Genomic DNA, 13,835 nt, shown 5'->3' with positions numbered 1-13,835 from the left:
CCGGCAACGAATCCCGGTCCAGCCCTGATCAAGGGCCCGCGCCCCTCCGTTCATGCTGCTTACGGGGGTAATTGACAGTGATGACGATGAGCTCGTCCGCTGCGGCAGTGCTCGGCGACGCCGCATCCCAGGAGTTGTCCGGACGTTCCGCCCTGTCATTCGAGAGGGGCGTTCCGAGGACTCTCGTCCACAAACTCGCCGTGTCCGAGGTGCTCCTGACGGACGCCGTCCGGACCGGCTCCCACCGGTTCACCATCGCCGCCCAATGGCCGCAACACCACGTGCTGTTCGGCAGCGGCGCCCGACCGGCCGATCCACTCCTGCTGCTGGAGACCGTCCGGCAGACCGGGATCTACATCTCGCACGTCCATTACGACGTCCCGCTGAACTACCCCTTCGTACTCACCAGCGTCGACTACGAACTGACGCCTGCGGCGGCCGATCCGGCCGGACCCGTCAACGGCGGCACCGCACCGCGCAACGTGCTGGTGGACGTGGTCACCGCCCCGGAGACCGACGGCACCCAGCGGTTCGGGATGTCACTCGACGCACAGGTCGTCGTCGACGGCCGCCTCCTGGGCCGGGTCGGGCTGTGCTGGCAGGCCCTCAAGCCCGGCCACTACGAGCGGATACGTTTCCCCAACGGTGTCTCGAGTACCCCGGTCACCGGACCCGGCACTCTGCGGCCCGAACTGGCCGCGCCCGTCGCGCCTCCCGGGACCTTCGGCCGCAGCCATCCACGCGACACCATGCTCGCGGCGGGTCCTGTCCCCGGCACCTGGGCCCTGCGCCTCGACACCACACATCCCATCTACTTCGACCACGGCTGCGACCACACTCCCGGCATGGCCCTGATCGAGGCCTTCCACCAGGCCGCCGCGCTCACCTCGGGCCGCTTCGCCGGCCTCGAACCGGCAGATGTCCGATGGACCCTGGAATCCTCCGCCGTGGCCTTCCTCGCCTTCGGAGAGCTCGACCGGCCTGTGACGATCACCACGGAGCACACACCCGAATCCGATGGGCCGGGACTCCAGGCGGTACGGGTCCGGGCTGAGCAGGACGACCGCCTCCTCGCCGTCGCCGCCCTCATCGGCACCGTCACCCCGGCCTCCACCGGAGCCGTCCGATGACCCTCAGCACCGCCCGGGCCGCGACCCTCGCCGCCCTCGGCACAGCCGATGCCGAGTACGCGCGCCGGCTCACCACCGCCACCGCCGACGCCCTCGTCGATGCCGGATTCGCCCGTCACTTCGTGCCCAAGCGCTGGGGCGGCGACGCCGGTTCCTTCACCGAGGCCGCCGAAGCGGCGGCCACCCTCGCCGAGGCCTGCGCCTCCACCGCGTGGTGCGCCGCCCTCTACGCCGCCCACGCGAGGCTGGCCGCCCACCTGCCGGAGGAGGGCCAGGCCGAACTGTGGGCGGCCGGACCCGACGTACGGATAGCCGCCGCCGTCGTCCCGCCCGCCGGGCAGGCCACGGCGGCTCCCGGCGGCTGGGTGCTCCACGGAACCTGGAGGCTCGCCAGCGGCGTCGACCACGCCCACTGGGTACTGCTGGCGTCCCCGGCCGGTACCGGCGAGGACCGCGGCAGCCGGATCTTCGCCGTCCCCCGCGAGGACGTCGAGATCCTCGACACCTGGCGGAGTCTCGGCCTGCGCGGCACCGGCAGCAACGGCGTCCGGGTCGAGCGGGCCTTCGTGCCCGCCCACCGGACCTTCACCGTCGCCGATCTCGACCGGCCCGGATCCGGCCGCGACCGCTGCCACGCCGTGCCCCACCTCATGGTCGCGGGGGCCCAGTTCGTCGCGCCCGCCCTCGGCGCGGCCCGCGCGGCGCTGCGCGACTGGCACGACCTGTTCACCGCCCGGACCGGTACCGACGGTACTTCCGTCAGCGGCACCCCGGGCCGGAGCCTGGCCGCCGCCCGGGCCTCCGCCGATCTCCACGCGGCCGGTCTGGTGCTGCGACACGCCCTGCACCGTGCCGACGCCGGCGATGTGACCCCCCTCGCGGTGAGCGAGAACGTACGCGACTTCGCACGCGTGGCGGAACTCTGCGCCGCGGCCACGGACCTGCTCATGCGCACCGCCGGCAGCCGTGCCCTGGCCGAGGACAGCCCGCTGCAACGGCGCTGGCGGGACGTGCTCGCCGCCACCGGCCATGCGGCTCTCGGCATGGACGCCGCGAGCGTCCACTACGCGGGCGCGCTCGCGGCGCGCGGCCTGGACGCGAACGGAGCGGAGCGATGAGAACGACAGCCCGCGCCGCCTTCTTCGACGTGGACGAGACCCTGGTCGCCGCCAAGACGATGGTGGAGTTCTCCCGGTTCTGGCTCCGCCGCCGGGGCTCCGGGCCGTGCGACCCCACCGCCGCCGACGTCCTGGAGGAACTGCTCGCCCTGCCCCGGGAGGAGGCGAACCGCGCCTACTACGCCCACTACCGGGGCATCCTTCCGGCGGAACTGGCCGAGGCCGGCCTGGCCTGGTACGCCCTCTACCGGCAGGGCCCGCAGGCGATGATCGCCCCCGCCCTCGATGCCCTCCGCGCCCACCGGGAGCGCGGCGACCGGATCGTTCTCGTCTCCGGTTCACTGCGCGCCTGTCTCCAGCCGCTCGCCGACGAACTCGGTGCCTCCCTGCTGTGCACCGGACAGGAGGTGGGCGCCGACGGCCGGTTCACCGGAACCGTGAACCGCTCGATGATCGGCCCCGGCAAGCTGCGGGCCGTCACCGAGGCCCTCGGCGCATGGAGGCTCGATCCGGAGGACTGCTGGGCATACGGGGACCACGCGAGCGACCTCGCGATGCTGGAGGCGGTCGGCAACCCCGTGGTGGTGGGGGACGACCCGCTGTTGCGGCAGGCCGCCGAGCGGCACGGCTGGCCGGTGCTGCCGGTCCGGACCGGTCCCCTGATCGCGCCCGGCTCCGTCCGCCGCAGCGCGTGACCGACGACGGGCGGACGGCACCGGTGAAGCAGGACAGGGCACGGCGTACCCGGCAGCGGATCCTCGACGTGGCGGCCGAGGAATTCTCCACACACGGGTACGCCCTCACGACGATGCACGACATCGCCCGTCGCATCGGCATGACCAAGGGCGCCCTGTACGGGCAGTTCGCCTCCAAGGACGCACTCGCGCAGGCCCTGCTCGACCACGGCCTCTCCCGGATCACCGGGTTGCGCACCCTCGTGGTGCGGGACGGCGACCCGTTCGCCGACCTGGGGCGGTTCACCTCGGGGCTGGCGCGCTGCCTCCACACCGACGTCCGGCTCAGGGCCGCGCTGCGGCTCCTGACGGACGGTACCGGGGCCGTCCTCCCCGTCGATCCGCTGGCCGAGGCCGCCGCCCACATCGGCACCCTGATCCGGCGGGCCCAGTCACGCGGCCAGATCGACCCGGAGGAGGACCCGGCCGACCTCGCGCAGCTGCTGCTGTGCATCGCCTGTGCCGTGTGGACCACCCCCCGCCTCGCCCCGGCACGCCCGCCGGACGCCTGGGCGGAATGGGCGTGGGGACGGGTCGCGGCTTCCCTGCGCAGGCCCTGACCCGGCGTGCCCGGGGCCGTCCGCACCGCTTCCGGATTCCTCCGGGAGCGGTGCGGGCCCTCGCCACGGCATGCCCGCCGCCCGGCGCCGGCCCGGCGTGACGGGAAGCGGCCCGGCGGTCAGCGCCACAGCAGCAGCCGGTCGGGCCGTTCCAGGGCCGCGGCCGTGTCGGCGAGCACCTTGGAGCCCAGCTCCCCGTCGACCAGCCGGTGGTCGAAGGACAGGGAGAGGGTCGCCACGTCGCGCACCGCGAGCCGGCCCCGGTGCACCCAGGGCTTCTTCCGGATCGCGCCGAAGGCCAGGATCGCGGCCTCACCGGGATTGAGCAGGGGAGTGCCGCCGTCGACGCCGAACACCCCGATGTTCGTGATGGTCGTGGTGCCGCCGGTGAGGTCGGCGGGAGTGCAGGCGCCCTCACGGGCCGACCGGACCAGCTCCCGCAGGGCCGCGGAAAGTCCGGCGAGCGTCAGCCGGCCCGCGTCCTTGATGTTCGGGACGACGAGCCCTCGCGCGGTGGCCGCCGCGATGCCGAGGTTCACCCGCTCCTTGAGCACGATCTCCTGATTCGGCTCGTCCCAGGAGGCGTTGACGCCGGGGTTGCGGCGGACGGCCGCCAGGTACGCGGCGGCCACCATCAGCAGCGGGGACGGCGGTGCCTCGCCGGCCTCGCCGGACGACCTCAGACGGCGCACCAGCTTCAGCGTCCGCGTCATGTCGACCTCGATGAACTCCGTGACGTGCGGAGCGGTGAACGCCGAGGCCACCATGGCCCGGGCGGTCGCCTTGCGCACCCCGCGCACCGGAACCCGGGTCTCCCCGGGCCGCCCGGCCGCGGCCGGTGCCGCGGCGGCGGTGCGTACGTCCTCCCTCGTGACGGTCCCGTCCGGACCGGAGCGCGGCACCGAGGCCAGGTCCACCCCGAGCTCCTTGGCCAGCCTGCGCACCGGAGGCTTGGCCAGGGGCCCGGTCGCCCCGGCCCGGGCTTCCGCCGCCTCACCGCCGATTCCCGTCGCCGTCGCCGTCGCCGTCGCCGTCGCCGTCGCCGGGCGCCGGGCAGCCGCCGGTGCCGGTACCGGCGCCGGTGCGGTCCTCCGGCGGCGGCGCACCGGGGGCTGCCCCTCCCGGGGCCCGTACCCGACCAGCACCTCGACGCCCGGCTGACCGTCCGGGGTGCGCGGCGGCGTCCCGTTCGCGACGGTGCCCGGTGCCGCGGGCGTGACGGCCGGCCGGACGGCGATGATCGGAGCACCCACCTGCACGGTGGCGCCGGCCGGCTGGATGAGTTCCGCCACCGTGCCGTCGAACGGGATGGGCAGTTCGACCGCGGCCTTGGCGGTCTCGACCTCGCACACGGGCTGCCCGTCGGACACGGGGTCACCCACCTGGACGTGCCAGGCGAGGATCTCCGCCTCGACGAGTCCCTCGCCCACATCGGGCATCCGGAAGATCAGCGTCGGTGATTCGGGGGTGGCGGTCATGGGCTGGTTCCTTGCTGGTTTCGACAGGGCTTCGCGGGGAAGCGCACGGACGTACGGGGTGTGCGGAGCCGGTGCACCGGCCGCCGGCGCCGTCAGTAGGCCAGCGCACGGTCCACGGCCTCGAGCACCCGGTCCGGATCGGGCAGGTAGGCGTCCTCCACCCGGGACGGCGGATAGGGGGCGTGGAAGCCGCCGACCCGCAGGACCGGGGCCTCCAGGCTGTAGAAGCACCGTTCCTGCAGCCTGGCCGCGAGCTCGGCACCCATCCCGAGGAACACCGGTGCCTCGTGCACCACGACGGCGCGGTGCGTCTTCTCCACGGACCGCTGGATCGTCCCGAAGTCGACGGGGGAGAGGGAACGGAGGTCGACGACCTCCAGCCGGCGGCCCTCCGTCCGGGCGATGGCCGCCGCGTCCAGGCACACCTTCACCATCGGACCGTAGGCCAGCAGGGTCAGGTCCTGGCCGGGCTGCACCACCGCGGCCTCGTGCAGCGCCCGCGAAGCGCCGGACGTGTGCACCTCGCCCTTGTCCCAGTAACGCCGCTTGGGTTCCAGGAAGACGACCGGATCGTCATCGGCCACCGCCTGGCGCAGCATCCAGTACGCGTCGTCGCTGTGCGACGGGGTCACCACGCGCAGACCGGCGGTGTGGGCGAACAGCGCTTCGTGGGACTCGCTGTGGTGCTCGACCGCGCCGATGCCCCCGGCGTACGGGATGCGGATGGTCACCGGCAGCCTGATCCGCCCGAGCGACCGGGCGTGCATCTTCGCCAGCTGGCTGACGATCTGGTCGAACGCCGGGTACACGAACCCGTCGAACTGGATCTCCACGACGGGCCGGTAGCCGCGCAGCGCCAGGCCGATCGCCGTGCCGACGATGCCCGACTCGGCGAGGGGGGTGTCGAAGACCCGGCTCTCGCCGAAGTCCTTCTGGAGCCCCTCGGTGACGCGGAACACCCCGCCCAGGGCTCCGACGTCCTCGCCCATCACGAGGGTCCTGGGGTTCTCGTCCAGGCAGGCCCGCAACGCGGAGTTCAGCGCCTGGACCATGGTCGTCCGGGTCATGCCGGCACCCCTTCCGCCAGGTCCGGCCCGAATCCCGCGGCGTACTCCGCGTACCCGGCCCGCTCCTCCGCGACGAGCGCGTGCGGCCCGGCGTACACGTGGCGGAACATCAGGTCCGGTTCCGGGTCGGGCAGTTCCCGCACCCTGCGGCGGACGTCCCGCGCCAGTGCTTCGCTCTCGCCCTCGACCGCGTCCAGGAACTCCTGGTCGGCCCAGCCCTGCCGGAGCAGGAGGCACCGCACCCGGTCGATGGGGTCCCGCCGTGCCCACTCCTCCCGCTCGGCCGCCGAGCGGTAGCGTCCCGGGTCGTCCGACGTGCTGTGCGCGCCCATCCGGTAGGTGAACGCCTCGATCAGCACGGGGCCGGCGCCCCGCCGGGCCCGGTCGAGCGCCCACCGGGTCACCGCGAGGCAGGCCAGCACGTCGTTGCCGTCCACCCGCAGGCCCGGGAAGCCCCAGCCGTCCGCGCGACGGTGCAGGGGGGCCCGTGACTGCCGCTCGGCAGGCTCGGAGATCGCCCACTGGTTGTTCTGGCAGAAGAACACCACCGGCGCGTCGCAGACCGAGGCGAAGGTGAACGCCTCGGCCACGTCGCCCTGGCTGCTGGCACCGTCCCCGAAATAGGCGATGACGGCATCGTCCGCGCCGTCCCTGGCGATGCCCATGGCGTAGCCGGTGGCGTGCAGCGTCTGGGCGCCGATCACGATCGTGTAGAGGTGGAAGTTCTTCTCCGCCGGGTCCCAGCCACCGTGGCTGACTCCCCGGAACATCCCCATCAGGTCCACCGGGTCCACCCCGCGGCACCAGGCGACACCGTGCTCGCGGAAGGTGGGGAAGGCGTGGTCACCGGCACGGAGCGCCCGTCCGGAGCCGATCTGGGCGGCTTCCTGGCCCAGCGACTGGGTCCACAGGCCCAGTTCACCCTGCCGCTGGAGTGCGGCGGCCTCCCCGTCGAAGCGGCGCACGAGCACCATGTCCCGGTAGAGGCCGCGCACCTCGTCGGGTGTGGTGTGCAGCGGGAACGCGGGGTCCTCGACGAGCTCGCCCGCGGGGGTGAGCAACTGCACCATCGGGATCTGGTCAGGCATGGCGGGTTCCTCGGTCGGATGGGGGCGTACGCAGCGTCGCGCGACCGGTGGCGACCGCGTGGCCCTCGCCGTCGGCGGCGGTCAGGGCGAACCCGCCGGCGGCCGGAAGGCCGCGCACGGTGAGCACGGCACCGGTGGCGGGCACGTGCAGCGGCCGGGAGAAACGCAGCTGGAGCTCGGCGATCTCCGCCTCCCCCACCGCCGCGGCGACGTGCTGGGCGGTGAGGGCGAAGGTGAGCATGCCGTGCGCGATGAGCTCCTCGAACCCGGCGGAGCGGGCGGCCGAAGGCGAGAGGTGGATGGGGTTGCGGTCCCCGGAGACCTCCGCGTACCGGCGGACGGCATCCCGCGTGACGCGGTAGGAGGACCCGGGCGGGGGCACTGCCGGACGGGCGCCCGCAGGAGGGGCCGGACGGGTCGGCACCGCCATCCGCGGCCCGTGCACGAGCAGGGAGGTGGACTCCGCCACACACGCCCCGTCCTCGGCCGTGAACCGGACGGCCACCTCGGTGGCGGTCGAGGAACCCAGCGGCCTGACCGAGCGGATCAGGGCCGTGGACGTGAGCGGCGCGCCCACGGCGGTGGGGCGCAGCACGGCCAGGCGCTGCACGCCGTGCACGGCGACCGCGCCGCGGCTGCCGTCCCGTTCCAGCAGCCGCTCGCACATGCGCAGGGCGACGGCGGCCAGTTGCGCCGGAGGCACGGTGCCGGGCGGCGTGCCCTCAGCCGGTCCGGACCCGTCCGGCGAGGCCTCGGCTGCCGAGGCGGTGAGCGCACGGAAGGCGGCCGCGTCCTCGGCCGTGACCAGGTGCCGGCCCGTCAGCGACGGGCGTTCCACCGCGGATCCGGAGGTGCCGGGCCGGCACCCGGGTGCGGTCTGCCCGGGTGCGGCCTGCCCGCATGCGGAGGCGGGAGAGCGGTCGGCGGCCACGGCTCAGCGCCCCGGACGCCTGCGCAGCAGGCAGGTCAGCCGGGCGGTGGAGACCAGCCGGCCCAGGTGATCGGTGATCGTCACCTGGTAGGTGCCGATCTGGGAGCCCTGGTGCAACGGCACGCACACCCCGGTGACCAGGCCCTCCCGGGCCGCCCGGTGGTGGGTGACGTTCAGCTCCAGCCCCACCAGCATGCCGTCGGGCGCCACATGGGCGCCGGCCGCGAGCGACCCCAGGGTCTCCGCGAGTGCCGCCGTCGCACCGCCGTGGAGCAGGCCGAAGGGCTGGCGGTTGCCGGCGACCGGCATGGTGGCCACCACCTGCTCGGCCGACCATTCGGTGATCTCGATGCCCAGCTTGTGTATCAGCTGCTCCGCCACCAGCTCCGCCGGCATGGAGGCCATGAGTTCCGCCAGGGACTGCATCATCGTTCCTCTTCTCGGGAGTGCCGGACGGTGCCGGCGAGGCCGGCGGTGCCGGCGAGGCTTGCCAGGCCGGCCAGATGGCCCGCCTCCCGGGGCCCGGCGCCGGCCGGCGGCACCCCGGGGCCCGCCGCGCCGCCGCGGCGCAGCAGCAGTGCCACCGCCAGGTCGTCCGCGGGCGGCTCGGTGGCCGAGCCCCGCGCGGCGAGATGCGCGAACGCGGCCTCCGTACGGGGGTTCGCGGCCAGCTCCACGCCGATGACGAGGACCTGGTCGACCGTGGCGTCCCGGAGCAGCAGCGCGGCGGCCTCCAGGGCCGCCTCCCCGGCCCCGCTGTCCGAGGCGATGCAGTTCACCGCGCCGGTCAGCCCGTACTCGATGCACAGGTGGCCCACGATCGAGGTGGTGACCGACTGGAAGAACAGCAGCGGGTTGTGCACCCGGCCGCTCACCAGTTTCTGGCTGGCCAGGTCGGAGGTCGTCGCATCGCCCGCGACGGTGGTCAGGACGACCGCGGTGCTGTCCGGGTGCGGGCCGACGAGCGCGTTGGGTGATTCCGGCGTTCCGGGCTCTCCGAGGCAGCGCCGTACGGTCTCCCGGACCAGCGGGTTGAAAGCGGAGGCCACGAAGCCGGGCACCACCGGGAGTTCGGGCGTCCCGTCCCGGTGCGATACGACGGCGGCGGCGACGACACGGGGCCGGCCGGCGCCGGACGCGGTGGGGACCGCGGGTCCGGCGGCAGGGCGGCCGCCCGCGGCGGGCGGGGTGACGGGTGCGGTGGGGGTCACGTCTGCTCCAGGATGATGGCGGTGTTCAGGCCGCCGAACCCGGCATTCAGCGAGAGCACCCGCCTCAGCCGCGCCGCGCGCGCCTCGTTCGGTACGCAGTCCAGTCCGCACTCCGGGTCGGGTGCGTCGTACCCGGCCGTGGGCGGCACGGCCTGCTCCTCCAGGGCCATCAGGCAGACGGCCAGCTCCACGGCCCCGGTGGCCTCGAGCATGTGGCCGGTGGTGCTCTTGGTGGAGCTCACCAGGAGCCGTTCGGCATGCTCGCCGAACGCCGACCGCAGCGCCGCCGTCTCGGCCGGGTCGTTCAGCCGGGTCCCGGTGCCGTGGGCGTTGACGTACGCCACCTCGCTGCCGGGAACCCCGGCAGCCGCGAGTGCCCGGGTGATGGCCCTGGCCATCCCGATGCCCTGCGGATGCGGCTGTACGACGTGGTGGGCGTCGGCCGCCGCCCCGAAGCCGGGTATCCGGGCCAGCGAGCGCGCCCCGCGCCTGCCGGCGTGCTCCGGGGACTCCAGGACCAGTGCGGCCGCGCCGTCACCGAGCAGCATGCCGCTGCGGCCGGCGGCGAAGGAGCGCAGGGCCCCGTCGCGGGCGAAGGTGCGTCCGGAGTCGAACTTGGCGAACTGCTCCTCGTCCACCAGGTACACACCGCCGACGAGCGCGACGTCCACCAGCCCCGCGTCGATCATGCGGCAGGCGTGGATGACGGCGCTGGCCGAGGCCACACAGGCGTTGATGAACGCCGTCCGGGGGCCGGTCAGGCCCAGACCCTCCGCGATCGCCTCGGGAATGCCACCGGCGAAGCTGCGGTGGACCTCGGAGGGATCGGTCTGCCGTCCCGACGCCCGGTCGGCCCAGAAACCGTGCAGGCCGGTGAAGTCGCCCTGGGTTCCCAGAAGGACGGCGGTACGTGCCGGGTCCAGCGCGGCCGGGTCCAGGCCGGCCGCCCGCAGCGCACCGTCCACACAGGTGCGCATGGTCTCCAGCTGGCGCGGAACGTCATCGGGGCCGCCGTGGGTGGCTCCGTACGCGTTGCGGAACCGGGTGGTGTCGAACCGGGTGACGGGAGCGAACGCCGGCCGGCCCGCGAACACGCGCTCGCGCAGGGCGCCGGCGCCGGCGCCGAACGCGGTGAACGTCTCGTAGCCGGTGACGCGGACGTCAACGGGCATCGGTGACCCCCTCCCCGAGTCCGCTCAGGAACGTGTGGATCCCGCGGACCGAGGTGAAGTACTCCAGGTCCGGACCGTAGGGGTCGATGCTGATCCCGTGCTCCTCGTCCAGCGCGTGCTGGAGCCACACGAGGGCCAGCGAGTCGAGGGTCAGGGGCGTGTCGTCACCCAGTTCCCCGTACCCGACGGGCACGATCCGGTGGTGCGTGAGGAGCCTGCGGATCTCTTCCGGGCCGATCACGCCGTGGCCTCCGCGGACGCCGAGTCCCGGGCCTGGGCGACCGCCGCGACGAACTCGCCGAGGGTGGCGGTGGGCTGGGCGGCCGGGTCCTCGTCGGCGATCTTGGCGTTGAACTCGTGCTCGACCTGGACGAGGAGCTCGACGAGGGCCAGCGACTCCAGCTCCAGACCACCGGGGCCCAGGGGCAGGTCGTCGGAGACGTCGTCGGTGACGTCAGGGCTGATCTCGCTGATGATGCCGATGACGAAGGAACGGATGTCGGACACGGGGTACTCCTTGGACATGAGGGTGTGCTGAGGTGCCCGCGGGGTGCGGGCGGAGAAGGAAGAGCGGGCGCCCGCGCGGGGGAGGTGCCCTCGCGGGTCAGGCGGGTCAGGCGGGGCCGGTCAGGCGGGTCGGGCGGGGGAGCGGTCGGACCGGACACCGGCGTCCGTGACGCGGACGGGGTCGACGAGATCCCGTACCGGATCGGTGTCCGCGCCGTAGTCGACGGACGCCACTCCGAAGCCGTTCAGAGCCAGGGACTCGGCGCGGTGCACGCAGGGAGCCCCGAGCTCGCCGATGGTCCCGGTGGTCGCCAGGGCCAGCCGGCGGTCCACCTCCGCCTGCACGTCCGGACGCAGCTCCAGGTCGTCCAGGCGGAGCCGGCCCAGCCCGTCGGTGGTGGGGTGCCGGTCGCCGGTCGGCAGCCGCTGGTCCGTGCCCGGGTACAGGCGCTTGGTCAGCAGACGGTGCGCCTGTTCGACGGGACCCTCCTGGAGGCCCATCTCCAGCATCACCCGGGTGAGCACCACGGTGTACAGGGTCTGCGCCGGGATCACCGAGCTGGCCTGGGTGACCATGGCCCGCATCACGGCGGTCAGGGCCCGGCCGCCCCGCTGGCGCAGTGCGGCATCCAGGTCCCGGCCGGTGGCTTCCAGGTGCTCCTTCGCCAGACCCAGGGTGCCGCCCCGGTAGGTGGGGGCGAGCCGGGCGTTGCCGACGTAGCTGAAGGCCACCGTGGTCACGTCCGGGGCGAGTACCCCGGCCGCGTCGAGCGCGTCGATCCAGCGCCGCCAGTCGTCGCCGCCCATCACCGAGACGGTGTCCGCCATCTCCTGTTCGGTGGCCGGTTCCACGGTGGCCCACCCGACCTCGCCGCTGGCGGGGTCGTAGGTCTTGGCGGTGAACGGGTCTCCGACGGTCTTCAGCGCCGAGCGGTACGTCCGGCCCGTCACCGGGTCGGTACGGCGCGGTGCGGCCAGGCTGTACACGACCAGGTCCACCTGCCCGAGGTCGTCCCGGACGGTCTGGGCGGTGTGCTCCTTGGCGGCGTCGCCGAACGCGTCCCCCAGCACGGTCCTCCCGTACAGTCCGGCCCGGGCCAGCTCGGCCTCCACGGCGACCGTGTTGTACCAGCCGGCGGTGCCGGTGCGGCGGGCCGTTCCGGGGCTCTCCTGACAGACGTTGAGGGTGGCCGACCCGGAGCCGAACCCCGCGGCGATCCGGGTGGCGAGTCCCAGACCGGCCGAGCCGCCGATCACCAGCACGTTCCGCGGACGGTCGGCACCGGTGAGCGGGGGACGGTCGCGGACGTAGCGGATCTGGGAACGGACCCGCTCCGCGCACCCGTCCGGGTGGGCGTTGGCGCACAGGGAACCGCGCAGCATGGGCGTGATGATCACCGTACGGCTCCCGTCGGTGCGGCGCCGGCCCCGGCGCGCGAGGACGGACTCATGCGGGACACCAGCAGCTCACGGTTGCGCACCAGCTTTCCGTTGCTGGTCCGCGGAATGGCGGGGGCGAGCTCGAACCGGCGCGGGATCTTGAAATGGCTGAGCCGGTCCCGGCACCACGCCTGGAGCTCGCGTGCGGTGGTGGAGCCGGTCACACCGACGAACGCCTCGATCGTGCCGCCGAACAGCACCACCGCCTCGGTGACGTTCGGGTGCTCGGCCAGGGCCAGCTCGATCTCCCGCAGGTCCACCTTCAGGCCGCCGATGACGGCCAGGGCATCGGTGCGGCCGTGCACGGAGAGCGCACCGGACTCCGCGTCGAGCGTGGCCAGGTCGTGCGTGCGCAGCCAGCCGTCCACGTACCGGCTGGTGACGTCGTCGGCGTACAGGTACGGCGAGGAGTCCGTGCGGATCTGGAGCTCGCCGCCCTTGATCCGGACCTCGGCGCCGGGCACCGGGCGGCCCACCGCGGGCGGCGGCAGGGAGCCGGAGAGGTCGGTGGCGACGATGCCGGTCTCGGTCATGCCGTAGGCCTGGCCGATCCGGACGCCGTACCGCTCGTGGAACTGCCGGTAGACCTCGGGACGGATCACCTCGCCGCCGGAGACCGCCAGCCGCAGCTCCGGCAGCGGCTCCGTGTCCGCGATCCGGGTCAGCAACTCGAAGTGGAACGGAACCCCGAACAGCACGTTCGCCCGCGACTCCACCAGGGTGGAGAGCAGCGTCCGCGGCTGGGCGTTGGGGGTGAAGACGAGCGTGGCACCGGCCCGCAGCGCGTGCAGGAACCCTGCGATCAGGCCGAAGGAGTGCGTCAGCGAGTTGCTCAGCAGGACCCGCTCACCGGCTCGCGGCATCTCCGGCAGTGCGGCGAACGCGTCGAGTTCGGCCAGCAGGGAGTCGGCGGAACGGCCGATGACCTTGGGATAGCCGGTCGAGCCCGAGCTGAACTGGAGCAGCACCGGGGCCCCGGCAGCCGCGGTGTGCCCGCTGCGGCGCACCTCGACCTGGACCGCGCACTCGTCCTCGAAGACGACGCGGACCGCGCCGGAGGAACCGGAGCTGATCATGAACCGCGGCTCGCAGAGGTTGAGCAGCCGGCCCACTTCGGTACGGGTGAGCCGCGGATCCATGAGGATCACCTGGGCGCCCCGCGACCACAGGGCCAGCACGGTCCACAGGTAGGTGAAACTGGGCACCATCTGGACGGCGACCGTCGACCCGGGCCTGATGCCCTGGATCTCGAACAGCCGCTCCAGCTCGGTGACCTTGGTGCGCAGGGTGTGCCAGGTCGCCTCGGTCCGGGCCCGCGCCCACACCGTGTCCTCCGGCTGCCGGAGGAGCATCTCCGCGATCCAGCTCCCGAGCCGCGTGTTCTCCATGGGGATCTCCG

At 73.7% G+C, this 13,835-nt stretch carries 15 protein-coding genes; 4 read left to right on the top strand and 11 right to left on the bottom strand.

What is annotated here, in order from left to right; all coding sequences use genetic code 11:
• The first annotated feature begins 80 nt into the window (after nucleotides 1–80).
• From ACGFQ9_RS35510 to ACGFQ9_RS35495, 4 genes are read left to right on the top strand one after another with little or no spacing between them, the layout of a single operon-like run.
• Entirely contained in the window at nucleotides 81–1,130 is a 1,050-nt protein-coding gene (locus ACGFQ9_RS35510; protein ID WP_393579724.1) for a ScbA/BarX family gamma-butyrolactone biosynthesis protein, read from the top strand.
• Nucleotides 1,127–2,248, top strand: coding sequence for an acyl-CoA dehydrogenase family protein (locus tag ACGFQ9_RS35505; RefSeq protein WP_393579722.1), 1,122 nt, complete (start codon nucleotides 1,127–1,129; stop codon nucleotides 2,246–2,248). The genes ACGFQ9_RS35510 and ACGFQ9_RS35505 overlap by 4 nt, the downstream gene beginning before the upstream one ends.
• Nucleotides 2,245–2,943 (top strand): HAD family hydrolase, encoded by a 699-nt coding sequence (locus tag ACGFQ9_RS35500; RefSeq protein ID WP_393579721.1) that lies wholly within the window; start codon nucleotides 2,245–2,247, stop codon nucleotides 2,941–2,943. The genes ACGFQ9_RS35505 and ACGFQ9_RS35500 overlap by 4 nt, the downstream gene beginning before the upstream one ends.
• Nucleotides 2,944–2,966: 23 nt before the next feature.
• The gene (locus tag ACGFQ9_RS35495; protein ID WP_393579720.1) at nucleotides 2,967–3,542 is read left to right on the top strand and encodes a TetR family transcriptional regulator; all 576 of its coding nucleotides are present in this window, start codon (nucleotides 2,967–2,969) and stop codon (nucleotides 3,540–3,542) included.
• A 119-nt stretch (nucleotides 3,543–3,661) separates the two neighbouring features.
• Here ACGFQ9_RS35495 and ACGFQ9_RS35490 read toward each other — a convergent pair whose 3' ends face one another.
• From ACGFQ9_RS35490 to ACGFQ9_RS35440, 11 genes are all read right to left on the bottom strand, one after another.
• The gene (locus ACGFQ9_RS35490; protein ID WP_393579719.1) at nucleotides 3,662–5,020 is read right to left on the bottom strand and encodes a dihydrolipoamide acetyltransferase family protein; all 1,359 of its coding nucleotides are present in this window, start codon (nucleotides 5,018–5,020) and stop codon (nucleotides 3,662–3,664) included.
• A 92-nt stretch (nucleotides 5,021–5,112) separates the two neighbouring features.
• Nucleotides 5,113–6,087, bottom strand: a complete 975-nt coding sequence (locus tag ACGFQ9_RS35485) for an alpha-ketoacid dehydrogenase subunit beta (RefSeq protein WP_393579718.1) — start codon at nucleotides 6,085–6,087, stop codon at nucleotides 5,113–5,115.
• Nucleotides 6,084–7,175 carry a pyruvate dehydrogenase (acetyl-transferring) E1 component subunit alpha gene (pdhA, locus tag ACGFQ9_RS35480; RefSeq protein WP_393579716.1) on the bottom strand — a complete coding sequence of 364 codons (1,092 nt, stop codon included), beginning with the start codon at nucleotides 7,173–7,175 and terminating at the stop codon, nucleotides 6,084–6,086. Before pdhA ends, ACGFQ9_RS35485 begins: the two co-directional genes overlap by 4 nt.
• Entirely contained in the window at nucleotides 7,168–8,013 is an 846-nt protein-coding gene (locus ACGFQ9_RS35475; protein WP_393579714.1) for a MaoC/PaaZ C-terminal domain-containing protein, read from the bottom strand. The genes pdhA and ACGFQ9_RS35475 overlap by 8 nt, the downstream gene beginning before the upstream one ends.
• A 96-nt stretch (nucleotides 8,014–8,109) precedes the next feature.
• The gene (locus tag ACGFQ9_RS35470) at nucleotides 8,110–8,535 is read right to left on the bottom strand and encodes a PaaI family thioesterase (protein WP_393579713.1); all 426 of its coding nucleotides are present in this window, start codon (nucleotides 8,533–8,535) and stop codon (nucleotides 8,110–8,112) included.
• Entirely contained in the window at nucleotides 8,532–9,317 is a 786-nt protein-coding gene (locus ACGFQ9_RS35465; RefSeq protein ID WP_393579712.1) for a beta-ketoacyl synthase N-terminal-like domain-containing protein, read from the bottom strand. The genes ACGFQ9_RS35470 and ACGFQ9_RS35465 overlap by 4 nt, the downstream gene beginning before the upstream one ends.
• Complete coding sequence (locus tag ACGFQ9_RS35460) at nucleotides 9,314–10,489, bottom strand: beta-ketoacyl-[acyl-carrier-protein] synthase family protein (RefSeq protein ID WP_393579710.1); 1,176 nt, start codon at nucleotides 10,487–10,489, stop codon at nucleotides 9,314–9,316. Before ACGFQ9_RS35460 ends, ACGFQ9_RS35465 begins: the two co-directional genes overlap by 4 nt.
• Nucleotides 10,479–10,730 (bottom strand): hypothetical protein, encoded by a 252-nt coding sequence (locus ACGFQ9_RS35455; RefSeq protein WP_393579709.1) that lies wholly within the window; start codon nucleotides 10,728–10,730, stop codon nucleotides 10,479–10,481. Before ACGFQ9_RS35455 ends, ACGFQ9_RS35460 begins: the two co-directional genes overlap by 11 nt.
• Entirely contained in the window at nucleotides 10,727–10,996 is a 270-nt protein-coding gene (locus tag ACGFQ9_RS35450) for an acyl carrier protein (RefSeq protein WP_393579708.1), read from the bottom strand. The genes ACGFQ9_RS35455 and ACGFQ9_RS35450 overlap by 4 nt, the downstream gene beginning before the upstream one ends.
• A gap of 120 nt (nucleotides 10,997–11,116) precedes the next feature.
• Nucleotides 11,117–12,394: an enoyl-ACP reductase FabV gene (gene fabV, locus ACGFQ9_RS35445; protein WP_393579707.1), complete on the bottom strand. Its 1,278-nt coding sequence runs from the start codon at nucleotides 12,392–12,394 to the stop codon at nucleotides 11,117–11,119.
• Nucleotides 12,391–13,824, bottom strand: coding sequence for a class I adenylate-forming enzyme family protein (locus ACGFQ9_RS35440; protein WP_393579706.1), 1,434 nt, complete (start codon nucleotides 13,822–13,824; stop codon nucleotides 12,391–12,393). The genes fabV and ACGFQ9_RS35440 overlap by 4 nt, the downstream gene beginning before the upstream one ends.
• Nucleotides 13,825–13,835: the final 11 nt, after the last annotated feature.

Origin of the sequence: Streptomyces sp. NPDC048603 (assembly GCF_043199475.1) — a bacterium.
GTDB lineage: Bacteria > Actinomycetota > Actinomycetes > Streptomycetales > Streptomycetaceae > Streptomyces.
Note: the sequence above shows the minus strand (reverse complement) of the source record. Positions and strands in the feature narration are given on the sequence as shown.

What these genes read in the sequence shown, in the direction of transcription:
- ACGFQ9_RS35510 (WP_393579724.1), top strand. Translation starts at nt 81, where the DNA reads ATGACGATGAGCTCGTCCGCTGCGGCAGTGCTCGGCGACGCCGCATCC.
- ACGFQ9_RS35505 (WP_393579722.1), top strand. Translation starts at nt 1,127, where the DNA reads ATGACCCTCAGCACCGCCCGGGCCGCGACCCTCGCCGCCCTCGGCACA.
- ACGFQ9_RS35500 (WP_393579721.1), top strand. Translation starts at nt 2,245, where the DNA reads ATGAGAACGACAGCCCGCGCCGCCTTCTTCGACGTGGACGAGACCCTG.
- ACGFQ9_RS35490 (WP_393579719.1), bottom strand. Translation starts at nt 5,020, where the DNA reads ATGACCGCCACCCCCGAATCACCGACGCTGATCTTCCGGATGCCCGAT.
- ACGFQ9_RS35485 (WP_393579718.1), bottom strand. Translation starts at nt 6,087, where the DNA reads ATGACCCGGACGACCATGGTCCAGGCGCTGAACTCCGCGTTGCGGGCC.
- pdhA (WP_393579716.1), bottom strand. Translation starts at nt 7,175, where the DNA reads ATGCCTGACCAGATCCCGATGGTGCAGTTGCTCACCCCCGCGGGCGAG.
- ACGFQ9_RS35470 (WP_393579713.1), bottom strand. Translation starts at nt 8,535, where the DNA reads ATGATGCAGTCCCTGGCGGAACTCATGGCCTCCATGCCGGCGGAGCTG.
- ACGFQ9_RS35460 (WP_393579710.1), bottom strand. Translation starts at nt 10,489, where the DNA reads ATGCCCGTTGACGTCCGCGTCACCGGCTACGAGACGTTCACCGCGTTC.
- ACGFQ9_RS35440 (WP_393579706.1), bottom strand. Translation starts at nt 13,824, where the DNA reads ATGGAGAACACGCGGCTCGGGAGCTGGATCGCGGAGATGCTCCTCCGG.